This is a genomic window from Shinella sp. GW821-FHT11G07 (genome assembly GCF_058808115.1).
In genome coordinates, this window is sequence record NZ_JBXARJ010000001.1 from 589,209 (window position 1) to 603,501 (window position 14,293).

The window sequence follows — 14,293 nt, forward strand, 5'->3', positions numbered from 1 at the left end:
ATGACGAAGGAGAGGTTTGGCGGCTCTTTAGGAATCTGGGTGCATCAGCGCGCCTTCTTTAGCGGAAACTCTTCACGAAGAGCGCATTGAGATCGGCAATTGCCGTCGCCGCCGGTTCCCGGCTCGTCACCGCCTGGTTGATGCGTTGGGAAGCGGCCTCCTGGAACGGCATATAGCCATCGTGCCGTGGCCGCAGCCAGGCACCCTCCAGTGTTCGGCGCGTATTGCGGTGGAAGCCAAGCGTCGCGGCGTTGACTGCGTCATCCTCCCAACCCGCTGCATGGCCGGGCTGGCCACCGGATCGCCAGTAGCGATCGGCCTGCACCGCCCCACCGGCAATCCAATAGGCAAAGTCGATAGCCGCCTTGTGGTTCGCAGAAAAAGCTGAAACGGCAATGCCCGTGCCCCCTAGCGCTGACCCTCTGGGTCCGCTGGTGCCGGCAACCGGCATGTCGGCGAAGGCGATGCGGTTCGCCCGGAAGCCTTCCAGTGAATAGCTGACATAGCCGTAGATCAATGGCGCCAGACTGTAGCGCGACCCCTCCTCGCCCATGCGGTCCAGCACGGCGATCGGATCCATGCCGGTACAGGCGGGATCGGTGAGCACTGCCAGTTCCCGGATCATCTCGATCGCTTGCACGCCGATTTCCGCGTCGACGAAAGGATGGCCTTGCTCCACCGAACAGGGTCGACCGAGATTGCCGCACAGCGTGAACAGACACATCAACGAATGCGGCGGCCGCAGGGGAAGCAACACCTCCCCGCCCCGCGCAAGGTCGACAACATCTGCCCATGCCGTCGGCGCCGTGCCCAATCGATCCGGCCGAAAGGCGAGCACTTGTGTGGCGGCATCGATCGGGAAAGCCCACTGATGGCCCTGCCAATGATAGCTTGGGAACGATGCCCCGACCGATCCTTCCGCCAGAGTAGCGAAAGCCGCCTCGTAGCCTGGCACATCCAGCGGAGCGAGGCAGTTTTCCGCGGTGATCTGGCCGACATGCGGGTGGTCGATCACGATGAGATCGTAGCGGCGCGCAAGCTCCTCGACCGGAAAGCTCTCGAAATCCTGAAGCGAACGCTTGTCCCATTCGACGACAACGCCCGTCTTCTGCAACCAATCGTCCGAGCAGGCCACCATCGGGTCGTAACCCCGCGGATGGCTCCAGGTCATACCCTTGAGAGTAACCGTGCTCATCGGGCGAACTCCGCGCGGATGCGATCGGTGTGCTCGCCGACCCGCGGCGCGGCGCGGCCACCGGATGGCCGGCGACCATCAACGCGGACCGGGCAGCGGGTCGTGCCGATCGACACGTCATCCTCGCGCGTCACCGTCTGCAACATGTCGAGGATGCGGAAACCGTCACTCGAAAGCAGTTCCGGCCATTCCAGCACCTTGGAGCACCAGATATCGGCGGGCTCAAGGATGGAAAGCCAATGGTCGACCGTTTCCGTCGCGATGTGGTCGGCGATGATCTGCTTGATGGCGTCGCGCGCCGTGAACCACGCCCTGCTGTCATCGCGGAAGGGAGCGAGCGCCTCTATTTGCAACAGGTCCTGCAAGCGGCCGATCGGCGTCATGGCGATGGCCAGATACCCATCCTTCGCCGGATAGACGCCGTAGGGTGCGGAGAGATAGGCATGCGCGCTGCGGAAACCAGCCCGCTTCGGCCGGCGACCGCCGTCATTCAGATGGGTTGTCAAAACCTCGAACTGGAAATCGACCAGGCTTTCGAGTAGGCTCGTCTGGATAAAGGCACCCTTGCCGGAAATCCCGCGCCGCACGAGAGCCGCCAGAATGCCCTGGCAGGCGTTGGCCCCGGCCAACATGTCGGCAACCGCAAGGCCGAAGGGCACCGGCCCCTGCTCATCGTCGCCGTTCAGCCACATCAGGCCGGACCGCGCCTGCGCCAGCAGATCCTGCCCCGGCCGCATCACCCAGGGGCCATCCTCGCCGTAGCCGCTGATCGAGGCATAGACGATGGCAGGATTGATCGCCTTCACCGCTTCGTAATCGAGACCAAGGCGTTCGATGACGCCCGGCCGGAAATTCTGGATCAGCACATCGGCCTTCGCAATGAGCGAGCGCAGAAAGGCAAGATCGTCCGGGTTCTTGAGGTCGACGCCGAGGCTTTCCTTGCCGCGATTGATGGCATGGAACAGCGTCGAGTCGCCACCGACCTCCGTGTCGCTGAGATAGAGCCGGCGCGAAAGGTCGCCGCCATCCGGACGCTCGATCTTGATGACCCGCGCACCCAGATCGAGCAATCGCAGCGAACAATAGGGGCCGGAGAGAAACTGGCTCATATCGAGCACGGTCAGGCCGGCCAGCAGCTCGGTATCATCCTGCATTCACATATCCTCCAGCCGTGATGACAGCCGATCATGATTTCATTCTTATTTGAATTATTATTTCATATGTGAGTTTTCGTTTCAAGCCTTGTGGCGAGCTCATCGCTCGATGGCTTCGGATACGCTAAGCTTGGAGCATCCGAGGTCAGGCTCGCGGACAATCAACGGAAAAGCCGAATTATTATTTTGTTTCGCGCCGGATTATACGCGCTGCGCGCAAAGTGTATTGCCAAGCTAAGAGGGGAACCACACATGCAACTCGACAATGCCACGATGAGATCACGCGACATTCCCTTCATGAACGGTAGCGTCGTCGACATCGAAGGCAGCGCCCGCGCCATCTGACCCTTTTAAACGCCAATCAGGAGCTTCACCATGCGAGCCATCGGCTACCAGAACCCGCAACCCATCGACGCCGCAACCGCCCTTGTCGATTTCGATCTGCCGAGGCCGGAGCCGGCCGGGCGCGACATCCTCGTCGCCGTGAAGGCCGTTTCGGTCAACCCGGTCGACACCAAGATCCGTGCCTCGGCAAAGCCTGCGGATGAGGAATGGAAGGTCCTCGGCTGGGATGCCGCCGGTGTGGTCACCGCGGTCGGGCCGGATGCAACATTGTTCAAGCCGGGTGACGCAGTCTTCTATGCCGGCGCCATCAATCGCTCGGGTACGAATGCCGAATTCCATCTCGTCGATGAGCGCATCGTCGGGAAAAAGCCGGAAACCCTCGATTTCCCATCTGCCGCTGCCCTGCCGCTGACCTCGATCACCGCCTGGGAAATGCTGTTTGACCGGCTGGACGTCACCCGGCCCGTGCCCGGCGCCGCAAACGCCATCGTCATCATCGGCGGTGCCGGCGGCGTCGGCTCGATCGCGATCCAGATCGCTCGGGCGCTGACGGACCTGACGGTCATCGCCACGGCCTCCCGGCCGGAGACGCAGGAGTGGGTGAAGTCGCTCGGCGCGCACCATGTGATCGATCACCGCAAGCCGCTGGCTGCGCAGGTCGAGGCGCTCGGCCTCGGTGAGCCCGCTTTCGTCTTCTCCACCACCAACACCCAAGATCATCTCGGCGAGATCGTCGAACTGATCGCGCCGCAGGGTCGGTTCGGCCTGATCGACGACCCGAAGGAGCTCAGCGCCTTGCCACTGAAGCGCAAATCGATCTCGCTGCATTGGGAGTTGATGTTCACCCGCTCGCTCTTTGCCACCGCCGATATCGAGAAGCAGCACGACCTGCTGAACCGCATCAGTGACCTCGTCGATACCGGCAAGATCAAGTCAACACTCAACGAGAATTTTGGCGCCATCAATGCGGCCAATCTCAAGCGCGCCCATGCCCTCATCGAGTCCGGCAGGGCCAAGGGCAAGATCGTGCTCGCCGGTTTCTGAGCGCATGAGAGGAGACATCATGACGATATCGACCGAAAAGCTCATCGCCCTTGCGGTTTTGAAGGCGAAGCCCGGCAAGCGGGAAGCGCTACGGCAAGGATTGCTCGCTCTCATCGAACCGACGCGGGCGGAGGCCGGCAATCTCGACTACGTGCTGTTTGAACTCCGCGACGACCCTGGCACCTTCTACATGCGCGAGGCCTTTACCAACCAGGCCGCGCTCGACGAGCATATTGCCGCGCCGTATTTCCAGGCGTTCGCCGCCACGATCGACGATCTGCTCGAAGAACCGCTGCGCCTGATCTACATGGATCAGGTATCGCCCTGACCGAACACCGCGCCGCGGCCTGGAGACAGCGCCGCGGCGATGCGATCGATCAACAGCCGCACCCGCCGCGGCTGCACCGCGCTCGGTGGATAGACGATCTGCAGCGCCGTGCTGCCGGCGGAAAAATCCTTGAGCAGCTCGACCAGCGCACCGGAGGCCAGGTCCGCATCCACGTCGCGGATCGATTTGAGCGCGATACCGCGGCCCTCGCGGCACCAGTGCCGCACAAGCCCGCCGTCATTCGCCACGCGCCGGCCACGCACGGCGACCTTGCGTACCATGCCATCGATGACGAAGGACCATTCACGATCGATGTTCTGTCCGAAGCGCATGACGATGCAGTCGTGTCGCGCTAGGTCGTCCGGATGCTGCGGCACGCCGTGGGCGCCGAGATAGGCGGGTGATGCGCAGACGATGCGGCGGTTCTCGCCCAGCGGTTTTGCCCGCAGGCTGCTATCCGCCAGAACGCCATGCCGGATCGCGAAATCCATGCCCTGCCCGACAAGGTCGACATTCCCGTCCGTGAGGTTGATATCGACCGTGACGGCGGGATGCTCCTCCAGGAAAGCATCGATCACCGGAACGAGCAGGCGCCGGCCAAGGTCTTCCGGCGCGCTCAGCCGGATCGGCCCGGAAATAACATTCGCCCCGTGCCGCACGCGGCTTTCCATCTCCTCCGCCTCCGCCAGCAGGCGCCGCGCGCCTTCGACGAGCGCCCGCCCTTCGTCGGTCAGGCTGATGGCACGCGTGGTGCGGGTCAGCAGCGCCGCGCCGTAATAGGCCTCCAGCGCGGCCAGCCGTTCGGAAACGGTGGCGGGCGAAAGTCCAACCTCACGCCCCGCCACGGCAAGCCCGCCCTTTTCGACGATGCGCAGGAAGAGCGAGAGGTTTTCAAGCAGCATTGATCGATTATCCCGAATTATGTCCAGCGGACCAAAGCAATTATCGGGTGTTACCGCAAGCGGGCAAGGCTGCATGATCTCCTCACAGCGTCCAATGTGGACCGGCCGGAGGCGAAGACGATTCAGCCTTCATCGGCGACGGCATAGACGCGCAGCCGGTGCCCATCACGATCCGTCGCGACGAAGCTGGGACCGAACTCCAGATCCGTCGGCGGCATGAGGATATCGGCCCCCTTGCCAGACCAATCCCGGTAGTGCGTATCGACTGCGGCCGCATCGGCCACCCGGAAGGCAATTTCGCAGCCACCGCCTGCTGCAATGGGCGCTGGTTCCACACCGACCCGGCCCCAGAGACCAAGCCCAAGCCCCGAGGAAAGCCGGAACATCGCAAAGGTTGGGCTGGCCTCCACGGGCTCCAGGCCAAGCAGGCGGGTGAAGTAACGGGCGCTTGCCTCGGCGTCCGCTACGTAGAGAAGAATGCTGTTATTGCCGGTCATGAAAACCTCCTGTGTTTGAAGACAGGGTGGTTCTAACCGTTCATGCTGTCAGTTTTTGGCAGCATCATACATCGCGGGTGGGAACGCCCTCCGCGTCCCGCCAGGCGCGCAGCAGTGCCTGCCGTCGTTTCGGGTACCGGTCTTCCAGCACTTCAGCCGTTTCAATACGATCGGTGCGAAAGTGACGAAATCCGTTTCGCAATTCGCACCAAGTGATGACGACGCGGGCATGATCGAAAAACGAGAGTGCAAAGGGCCACACAACCCGTGCCGAAGGCTCTCCTCCGCCAGTGCGATAGATGATTGACACTTTGCGTTCCGCCCGGATCGCACGGCGCAGAATGGAAAGATCGACGCGGCCGGTTGGGAGCCTATCGCCGGGACCTATGAGCAGGGGCGACGTTTCCAGTTCGGTGCGCAGTTCTGGTGGCAGGACGGCGGAAATGCGAGCGAGAGCGTTGCGGGCGGCACCTTGAAGGTGGCTGTCGGCGCGCTGCGCAACCCAACGCGTGCCGAGAACCAGTGCCTCGATCTCTTCCGGCGTGAACATCAGCGGCGGCAGCAGAAATCCCGGTTTTAGGACGTATCCCAGACCCGGTTCGCCTTCGATATCGGCGCCCTGCGCCTGAAGACTGGCAATGTCGCGGTAAAGCGTGCGCAAACTCACGCCGGTCTCTTCCGCCAACGCCCTGCCGCTCACGGGCCGGCGATGGCGACGCAAGACTTGCAGCAGATCAAACAGGCGTTGGGAGCGAGACATGGCACAATGTCTAGCGCATATCCGTTGCCAGACAATGGCAGCAGCCGGATATGATGGGAGCATGAAACACGATCATGCTCGGCCTAAAAAAGCGGGGGAGAAAATTCAGCCGACGAGGCCGAAAACCACTGCACTGACGAAGAGGAAAGCACCGGCGACGATGATGTTGTTCAAGAGAACCTGCCGCTCTGCGCGGCGGGCACGGCGATCATTGATCGCGCTGTAGGAACCAAACGTAGAACCGCCGCCGAGTTTCGTACTGCTCATGCCATCATCCCTTGCTGTGGAGGCCGAATTTCCGGTCTCTCCTGGACGGCCACCCATGCCCGCCCGTTCTCTGGGACTATTTATATATTATCCCTATAAGATTGGTAGGGTATTTTTTCTCAATTTCGCCACACTCGTAAACAGGCATTTCACACGCCCGTTACGTGACGGTCTTGGCGATATGGAATTTCCGCTTTTCCAGCTCCGGGAAATAGCTAGCGATGTCGAAATAGCTTTCCGGTGCATGGACACCCGGTTTCCTCGGCATGGACAGGATGAGCTGGGCGGCGATGGATGCATTCATCGAGGTGCAGGCATCGACATAGAGTGCATACATCGGGTCCGGTGATACCGTGACCTCGACGCGCACGGTGCGTTCCACCCCATCCTTTCGGCCGCGGCCGATCGCGAAATGGATCTCATGGCTGTCCTGTGTCGGGATTTTTTCCGCGTTTTTGCGGATGTTGCGCTCGATCACCTTGTTCAGCACGTCAAGGGGCTTGACCTTGACTCCGCCGATTTCCACCGGCTCGTCAAAATCGCCGAAGCCAGCCTTCACCAGGCCGACCCAGGCCTCATGCTCGCGGTGCGGCAGATGGAGCTTCCAGGAAAACTCCTTGATGCCCTTCTCGCGGATGCCATTGGCAAGCGGCACCGTCAGCTGCTCGGAATGCGGGGAATGCATGAATTCGCAGCGGCCCCATGGTTCCGGCAGATCGAGGAACTCGCTGCCGCTCATCGGCGCGCATTCGACATGTTTACCGCCGTAAAACTGCGTGCTCGCATGGGCGTATTCGGCAAGCACGGTCGACACGCTGTAGGGCGGCACAAGCACCGGGTTCTCGTCTCCGACCAGTTCCGCCGCCCAGTAGAGATTGATCTTGTCGATCTCGTCCAGTTCATCGGCCACTGCCCGGCAGATGACGTTCGACATGCCGGGATCCGCACCACAGCCGATGACCGCCGGCACGCCGGCCGCCTTGAAGCGCTCATGCTGGGCAATTTGCTTGACCGTGTAGGTGCCGAGGCCGCCGAGGTCCATATAGGCCACCTTGAGCGCGAGTGCGGCGTCGAAGATCGTCATCTGGAAACCGAGCAGGGTCGGCACGCAGTTGATGCAGATATCTGCGCCGGCGATCGCCGCATTCAGCGCTTCCGGATTTGACACATCGAGATCGACGAGCGTAATGCGCGGGTCGCCGAGTTCGCTCGCCAGCGCCTCCATCTTTTCCCGTGCGGCATCGCAGAGGCGGATGGTCGTGATGTCGATGATGGCGCGGTCAGAAACGAGATCGCGCACGATGCCGGCGCCCATGAAGCCCGCACCGCCGAGAAGAGTGATGATCATTGTCTTTTCCTCAAAGAATTGCCGGTTTCAGACGTGCTTGCGCCCGCCCTCCTCGTAGAACCAGTCGTCCGGATAGGGGTACCACCAGCTCTGGATCACTGGCTTGTGGTCGATGATGACCATCTTGGAGCGGCGGAAGGCATCGAGGCCGAGTTTGGAAAGCTCGCGGCCCAGGCCGGATTTCTTCCAGCCACCGAAGGGCAGCGCGTCGTTGTCGATCAGCGGGTTGTTGACCCAGACCATGCCCGCCTCCAGCCGGTCCGCCGCCTCCATCGCCTCCTCCAGCGAGGTGGTGAAGACGGAAGCGCCTAGGCCGAACTCGCTGTCGTTCGCCCGCTCGACCGCCTCGTCGAAATCGGCGACCCGCATGACGGCGGCAACCGGACCGAAACACTCCTCGCGCAGGATCGCCATGTCCGGCGTGCAGTTCGTCAGGATCGTCGGCTCGTAGAACCAGCCGACCGGCTCGCTCTCCGGAATTTTCCCACCGATCACGACGGTCGCGCCTTTCGCCTTTGCATCCTCGACCAGCCGGATGACCTTCGCCCGCGCCGCCTCGCTGACGAGCGGGCCGATCTCGGCACGGGTGAGTCCGTTGCCGATGCGCAGGCGCTTCGTTTCCGTAATGAATTTTTCGACGAATTCGTCATGCACCGAATCAACGACGAAGAAGCGCTCCGCCGAGGTACAAACCTGACCGGACATGTGGAAGGCAGCGGTGACGGCACCGGCGGCCGCCACATCGAGCGGCGCATGTGCGGTGATGATCATCGGGTCCGACCCGCCGGCCTCGATGACGGCCGGTTTCATCTGAGCCGCGGCGGCCATGGCCACGGCCTTGCCGGCGGCAACCGAACCGGTGAAGGCCACCGCATGGGTCTTCGGTGAAGCGATCAGCGCGCTGCCGAGTTCGACCCCGCCCGGCAGGCAGGCGATCAAACCCTCCGGCAATGCCTCGAAGACAGCCATGAACTCCAGCGTCGACAGCGTCGTCGCCGGCGCCGGCTTGATGATGCAGGCATTGCCGGAGGCCAGCGACGCGGCAACCGTCCAGCACATCAACAGGATTGGGAAATTGAACGGCATGATGTGCACGCTGGTGCCGAGTGCCTCGTAACGCGCGTGCTGGAAGGAGCCCGCCTGCGTCGTGCCCGCCACCTTGCCCGCCTCGTCGCGCGCCATTTCCGCGAAATAGCGGAAGGCGCCGGCGCAGTTCGCCACCTCGCCGATCGCCTCCGGATAAGGCTTGCCCATCTCGCGCGACATCAATTCCGCGCAGCGCCGCATGTCCGTCGCCTCGATACGGTTGGCGATACGGTGGAGAATGGTCGCGCGTGTCTTGGCGTCGAGCCGCTTCCAGTCGCGCTGCGCCGTCGCGGCGGCATCGAGCACCGTTTCCATCTCCGCCAGTGTTGTGTCGGCGATGGAGCCGACGGTCACGAGCGTCGCCGGGTCGATCACGGTGTGGCGCGTACCTTCACTCGGGACGTAGACCGGATGCCGATAGAAGACGGGGGCGGCGGGGTTGAACATGGAATTTTCCTTGAGGTTCCAGAACGCGGAGAGCTTGCTCGCCCCTAACTCAGCCCTCTCCCCGCAAGCGGGGCGAGGGAGACGAGATGGTGCGGCAAGTCCCTTCGCCCCGCTTGCGGGGAGAAGGTGCCGGCAGGCGGATGAGGGGCTGCTCCCTCAGCGGATCATGTAGACTTTCTTCACCGTCTCATGCACGGTGCACTCGCCCTTCCAGTCCTTCGGGAAGAAGGCGGCGGTATCCGGCGTGATCTCGATCACCTCGCCGCTTTCGTGCACATAGGTGCAGCGGCCTTCGAGGAAGTGGCAGAACTCGTCGCTGGTGACGTGGCAGAACCATTTGCCGGGGGTGCAGATCCACAGGCCGCTTTCGGACTCGCCGTTCGGCCCCTTGTAGATGACCTTGCCGGAGGTGCGGCTTTCGCCCTCGATCATCGTGGGGATCACGCCCCAGTCCTTGAGGTCGGTTTCTTCGAGCGGTTTGCGCATCAGGGGTGTCGCGGTCATTGGGAGTTTCCTTTCATTTTCTGTTCGCGTCAGACCAGCATGTAGATGTTGCGCATGGTCTCGATGACAGTGCATTCGCCGGTCCAGCCGCCGGGAAACATCACGACGGTGCCGGCCTCGACCTCGATGACCTCACCATCATCCGAGCGATAGACCGCTCGCCCAGCGACGAAATGGCAGAATTCGTCGCGGGGGATCGACAGTCGCCAGCGGCCGGGCGTGCAGACCCAGATGCCGGATTCCGGCTGGTTGTTCGGTCCCTTGAAGACGAGCCGGCCGGAGGAATGGGATTGACCCTCCAGGCTATCCGGCTGGCCGCCCCAGTCGACGAGGTCGGAGAACGTCGTGGCCTCGTAAATATGTGGCGCCGAGGATTTTGTCGTCTCAACCATTGTAGGCCCCCGTCTTCACCAGTTCGTCGAGAATGCCGGCGGCCTTCTTCGGGCCGTTGCGCGCCCGCATATGCGCGCTGGTGGCGGCAAGGCGTGTCTTCATGGTCGGGTTGTTGACGCAGGCGTCGAGTTTTGCCGCAAGGTCCGGATCCGCCCAATCGTAGCGCGGCATCTTGAAGCCGTGGCCGGTCTCGTCGACGCGCGTCGCATTGTCGTGGCCGTCCCAGACGTAGGGCATGATGATCGCCGGTTTGCCGAAATAGAGGCACTCCGTGAACGAGTTGTTGCCACCGTGATGGATGACCGCATCGACCTGCGGAATGAGAGACGGCTGCGGGAACCAGCTGTCGACGATGATGTTGCCCGGCAGGTCCTCATACTGATCCTTGTAGTCGCCGACATTGACCAGCGCGCGATAGGGCAGCTTGCCGATCGTCGTAATCAGGCGCTTCAGGAGATCGGTGTCCCCCGCTCCGAGCGAGCCAAAGGAAATGTAAAGCAGCGGCTTGTCGTTGTTTTCCTTGAAAGCCGGAACCTCATAGGACTTTTCCTTGCGCACGCATCCTTCGAGATACTGGAACTGTTTTGGATCAAGCGCATGTTCGCGGTCGAACTTCACCGCCTCCGGATAGAGCAGCAGGTTCATGAAGGGCGAGGCTTCGAAGAACTGGCCGATCGGATAGGCCGCCTCGCCGTTCTCGCCGAGGAAGCCGTTGAAATCGTCGTGGATCGGCTTGATCACCGTGTTGAAGTGATCGCGATAGGCGGTATGGCCGGCAAAATCCTTCTCGCCGCAGCCGGAGAGATGCGGTGGAATCTCTGGGTCTTCGATCTCGTTTTCCGAGCAGGAGATAATGCGCACCCAGGGCTTGCCGAACTGCTTGATTGCCGGGAAGAGAATGACGTTGTCGACGCAGATGAGATCCGGCTTGATCCTTGCCAACACGCCCGGCAGGTCTTTTTGGGCCCATTTGGCGCTGTCGACGATTGCCGTCCAGCAATCCTTTACGTAGTTGTCGACCTGGTCGTAGGGGGATTTCCGAAAATTCGGGATGTGGCCGTTGATGAAATCCTCCCAGAATTTCGCCATCTGCTCCGGCGGCATGGGCTCGGAGAGGTTCACCGCATGCGCCTCGAAACCATACCCTTCATAGACGGAGACGAAGCCGGGATCGGACAGGAAGACCGCCTTGTGACCGAGCGCCTCGACGGCCTGGGCGATGCCGACCGAGTTCAGCGCCGGCCCGAAGGCCGCTTCCGGGAAGAATGCTATCGTCTTGGACATGATGTTTCCCTCTTTATCCATGGAAGAGCCGGCATTTCGCGGGGTCGATCTTGAGGCTCAGCACATCGCCGATCTTCCAGTTCCCCACCCCGCTCGCGGGAATGCGGACCTGAAGTGGCACCTCGCTAGCCGCCGTTTTGACATGCAGCACCCGGTCGAGCCCGTGGTAGGCGATATCGGTGATCGTGCCCGCGACCGGATGATCACCGGGCGGGCCGATGACGATGTTTTCCGGGCGGATGGCAAGCGTCGCCGCTCCGGGTTTTCCACCCGCAGCCTTCACCTGGAGACCTTCTGCACCGAAAAGGCCATCGGGGCCTACCTTGCCGTCGATGAAGTTCATCACGCCGATGAAGTTCGCGACGAACCGGTCGGCCGGCCGCTCGTAAACCTCTTCCGGCGCGCCGACCTGCAACAGGCGCCCGTCCTTGAGGATCGCCATGCGGTCGGCCATCACCAGCGCCTCTTCCTGGTCGTGCGTCACGATGATGAAGGTGATGCCGGCCTCGTTCTGCATGCGCTTCAGCTCAAGCTGCATGCGCTCGCGCAGCTTCTTGTCGAGCGCGCCGAGCGGCTCGTCGAGCAGGAGCACCTTCGGCCGTTTCACCAGCGCGCGGGCGAGCGCCACGCGCTGCTTCTGGCCGCCGGAGAGTTGCTCCGGCTTGCGGTCGGCAAACGGCGTCAGGTCGGTCATCGCCATGGTCTCGTCGACCCGGCGGCGGATCTCCGCCTTGGCGAGACGCTCCATTTCGAGGCCGTAGGACAGGTTCTGCCGCACCGTCATATGGGGAAACAGCGCATAGGACTGGAACATCAGGTTGAGCGGCCGCTTTTCCGGCGGCAGCGGCGAGATATCCTTGCCTTCGAGCAGGATGCGGCCGGTATTCAGGCTTTCGAAGCCGGCGAGCATGCGCAGCAGCGTGGTCTTGCCGCAGCCCGATGGACCGAGCAGCGCGAAGAATTCGTTCTCGCGGATGTCGAGCGAAACATTGTCGACCGCCGTCACCGGCCCGAATGACTTGCCGACGCCCTCGATACGCAGGATCGGGTTGTTCGATGACGTCATGGGACCTGCTGTTCTCTGTTGAGCCATTGCGAGATCAGGAGCGCCGTCGCGCTGACGCCCATCACGACGGTGGCGAGCGCGTTGACCTCCGGCGTGATGCCGAAGCGGATCATCGAATAGATCTGCATGGGAAGGGTGATCGACGAGCGCCCGGCGCCCGCCGTGAAGAAGGCGATGATGAACTCGTCGACCGAGAGCGTGAAGGCGAGCAGCGCCCCAGCGACAATCGACGGCAGCAGCACCGGGAAGGTGACACGCCAGAAGGTCGTCCAGCCGGAGGCGCCGAGATCGCGCGAGGCCTCGACGATGGAAAAGTCGAAATGTTTGAGCCGCGCACGCACCACCGAGCAGACGAAGGCAAGGTCGAAGATGACGTGGCTGATGATGATGGTGTGCAGGCCCATCGCCAGGCCGAGGCGCGAGAAGAAGGTGAGAAGCGCCACCGCAAGCACGATATCGGGGATGACCATCGGCGCGAAGGCGAGCGCTTCCAGCCCGTTGCTCTTGCGCCGCCGCGTTTCCATGCCGAGCGCCAGCAGGGTGCCGAGCACCGTCGAGATGACGGTCGCGAAGACGGCGACGATCAGCGTGTTCCAGGCGGCGCGCAGGATATCGGTATTGTCTAGCAGCGCGCCGTACCAGCGGGTGGAAAAGCCGGACCAGGAGGTCGGCAGGCCGCTGTCGTTGAAGGAGAGCAACACCAGCACGGCTATCGGCAGGTAGAGGAAGCCGAAGACCAGCAAGAGAACGATGCGGCCCGGCAGCTTGCGGGAAAGCGCGGTACTCATCGCTCCGCCTCCCCTTTCCGCTCGCCGGAAGCATGCGCCGTGGCGCGGGCTTGCAGGAGAAGCAGCACGATCATGGTCAGGATCAACGCCGCACCCAGCGCTGCTCCGAAGGGCCAGTCATTGGCGGTCAGGAACTGGTCGTAGACGAGGTTGCCGACCATCTGGAACCGCCCGCCGCCGAGCAGCGCCGGCGTCACGAAATTGCCGATGGACAGCACGAAGACGAAGACACCACCGGCCGCGACGCCCGGCAGAGTGAGTGGCAGCGTGACACGCAGGAAGGTACGAATTGGGCCGGCGCCGAGATCGCGCGAGGCTTCCATCAGTTCCGGGTTCAGCCGCGAGAGTGTGGAATAGATCGCGAGGATGACGAAGGGCAGATAATTGTAGACGAGGCCAACGATGACGGCACTCTCGGTATAGAGCATCGAGAGCGGCTCGCCGGTATAGCCGAGCGTGCGCAGCAGATTGTTGATCAGGCCTTCGCGGTTGAGCAGCACGATCCAGGCGTATGTGCGGATCAGGTAGTTGCTCCAGAAGGGTAGAACCGCGAAGAACAGCAGGATCGGCTGAGTCATTCTTGGCGCGCGCGAAATCGCGTAGGCGGCGGGATAGGCGATGAGGATTGCGACGACTGTCGCCGTCAGCGCGATGCGGGCGGAATTGAGAAAGATCTTTGCGTAGAGCGGGTCGACGACGCGAGCAAAATTTTCCAGTGTGAACGTATATTCCACCCCACCCCAGACGCCGCGCTGGAAGAAGGCATAGCTCAGCACCAGCAGGCACGGCACCACCATGAAGGCGACGAGCCAGGCGACGCCGGGCGCGGCGAGCAGGGTCGGTCTGGTGGCGTTGAAGGACAATATTCTGCTCCCGCGGGGCCGC

At 62.4% G+C, this 14,293-nt stretch carries 16 protein-coding genes; 2 read left to right on the forward strand and 14 right to left on the reverse strand.

The window, feature by feature from the left end; all coding sequences use genetic code 11:
• Window positions 1-58: 58 nt before the first annotated feature.
• Window positions 59-1,195 carry a type 2 periplasmic-binding domain-containing protein gene (locus AC1RT2_RS02645; protein WP_493099223.1) on the reverse strand — a complete coding sequence of 379 codons (1,137 nt, stop codon included), beginning with the start codon at window positions 1,193-1,195 and terminating at the stop codon, window positions 59-61.
• Window positions 1,192-2,349 (reverse strand): CaiB/BaiF CoA transferase family protein, encoded by a 1,158-nt coding sequence (locus AC1RT2_RS02650; protein ID WP_493099225.1) that lies wholly within the window; start codon window positions 2,347-2,349, stop codon window positions 1,192-1,194. The genes AC1RT2_RS02645 and AC1RT2_RS02650 overlap by 4 nt, the downstream gene beginning before the upstream one ends.
• Window positions 2,350-2,724: 375 nt before the next feature.
• On the opposite strand from AC1RT2_RS02650, the gene AC1RT2_RS02655 reads away from it, so the two are divergent.
• Both AC1RT2_RS02655 and AC1RT2_RS02660 read left to right on the forward strand, forming a co-directional pair.
• Window positions 2,725-3,738 (forward strand): zinc-binding alcohol dehydrogenase family protein, encoded by a 1,014-nt coding sequence (locus AC1RT2_RS02655; protein ID WP_493099227.1) that lies wholly within the window; start codon window positions 2,725-2,727, stop codon window positions 3,736-3,738.
• 19 nt (window positions 3,739-3,757) lie between these two features.
• On the forward strand, window positions 3,758-4,066 hold the full coding sequence (locus AC1RT2_RS02660) for a putative quinol monooxygenase (RefSeq protein WP_493099229.1): 309 nt from the start codon (window positions 3,758-3,760) through the stop codon (window positions 4,064-4,066).
• Here AC1RT2_RS02660 and AC1RT2_RS02665 read toward each other — a convergent pair.
• From AC1RT2_RS02665 to AC1RT2_RS02720, 12 genes are all read right to left on the reverse strand, one after another.
• Entirely contained in the window at window positions 4,051-4,968 is a 918-nt protein-coding gene (locus AC1RT2_RS02665) for a LysR family transcriptional regulator (protein ID WP_493099231.1), read from the reverse strand. The genes AC1RT2_RS02660 and AC1RT2_RS02665 overlap by 16 nt on opposite strands.
• Before the next feature lie 122 nt (window positions 4,969-5,090).
• Window positions 5,091-5,465, reverse strand: a complete 375-nt coding sequence (locus AC1RT2_RS02670; RefSeq protein WP_493099233.1) for a VOC family protein — start codon at window positions 5,463-5,465, stop codon at window positions 5,091-5,093.
• A gap of 64 nt (window positions 5,466-5,529) precedes the next feature.
• Window positions 5,530-6,225 (reverse strand): helix-turn-helix transcriptional regulator, encoded by a 696-nt coding sequence (locus AC1RT2_RS02675; RefSeq protein ID WP_493099235.1) that lies wholly within the window; start codon window positions 6,223-6,225, stop codon window positions 5,530-5,532.
• Window positions 6,226-6,330: 105 nt separating this feature from the next.
• A complete protein-coding gene (locus AC1RT2_RS02680) occupies window positions 6,331-6,492 on the reverse strand; it encodes a hypothetical protein (RefSeq protein WP_493099237.1) in 162 nt (53 codons plus the stop codon).
• 160 nt (window positions 6,493-6,652) lie between these two features.
• Window positions 6,653-7,840, reverse strand: a complete 1,188-nt coding sequence (locus tag AC1RT2_RS02685) for a saccharopine dehydrogenase family protein (RefSeq protein WP_493099239.1) — start codon at window positions 7,838-7,840, stop codon at window positions 6,653-6,655.
• Window positions 7,841-7,867: 27 nt separating this feature from the next.
• Complete coding sequence (locus AC1RT2_RS02690; protein ID WP_493099241.1) at window positions 7,868-9,373, reverse strand: aldehyde dehydrogenase family protein; 1,506 nt, start codon at window positions 9,371-9,373, stop codon at window positions 7,868-7,870.
• A gap of 156 nt (window positions 9,374-9,529) precedes the next feature.
• Window positions 9,530-9,877, reverse strand: a complete 348-nt coding sequence (locus tag AC1RT2_RS02695) for a cupin domain-containing protein (protein WP_064333342.1) — start codon at window positions 9,875-9,877, stop codon at window positions 9,530-9,532.
• A 29-nt stretch (window positions 9,878-9,906) separates the two neighbouring features.
• Window positions 9,907-10,269 (reverse strand): cupin domain-containing protein, encoded by a 363-nt coding sequence (locus tag AC1RT2_RS02700; protein WP_493099243.1) that lies wholly within the window; start codon window positions 10,267-10,269, stop codon window positions 9,907-9,909.
• Complete coding sequence (locus tag AC1RT2_RS02705; protein ID WP_493099561.1) at window positions 10,262-11,557, reverse strand: nucleotide disphospho-sugar-binding domain-containing protein; 1,296 nt, start codon at window positions 11,555-11,557, stop codon at window positions 10,262-10,264. Before AC1RT2_RS02705 ends, AC1RT2_RS02700 begins: the two co-directional genes overlap by 8 nt.
• A gap of 10 nt (window positions 11,558-11,567) precedes the next feature.
• Window positions 11,568-12,620, reverse strand: coding sequence for an ABC transporter ATP-binding protein (locus AC1RT2_RS02710; protein WP_493099245.1), 1,053 nt, complete (start codon window positions 12,618-12,620; stop codon window positions 11,568-11,570).
• The gene (locus tag AC1RT2_RS02715; protein WP_493099247.1) at window positions 12,617-13,408 is read right to left on the reverse strand and encodes an ABC transporter permease; all 792 of its coding nucleotides are present in this window, start codon (window positions 13,406-13,408) and stop codon (window positions 12,617-12,619) included. The genes AC1RT2_RS02710 and AC1RT2_RS02715 overlap by 4 nt, the downstream gene beginning before the upstream one ends.
• Window positions 13,405-14,205, reverse strand: coding sequence for an ABC transporter permease (locus tag AC1RT2_RS02720; protein WP_493099563.1), 801 nt, complete (start codon window positions 14,203-14,205; stop codon window positions 13,405-13,407). Before AC1RT2_RS02720 ends, AC1RT2_RS02715 begins: the two co-directional genes overlap by 4 nt.
• Window positions 14,206-14,293: the final 88 nt, after the last annotated feature.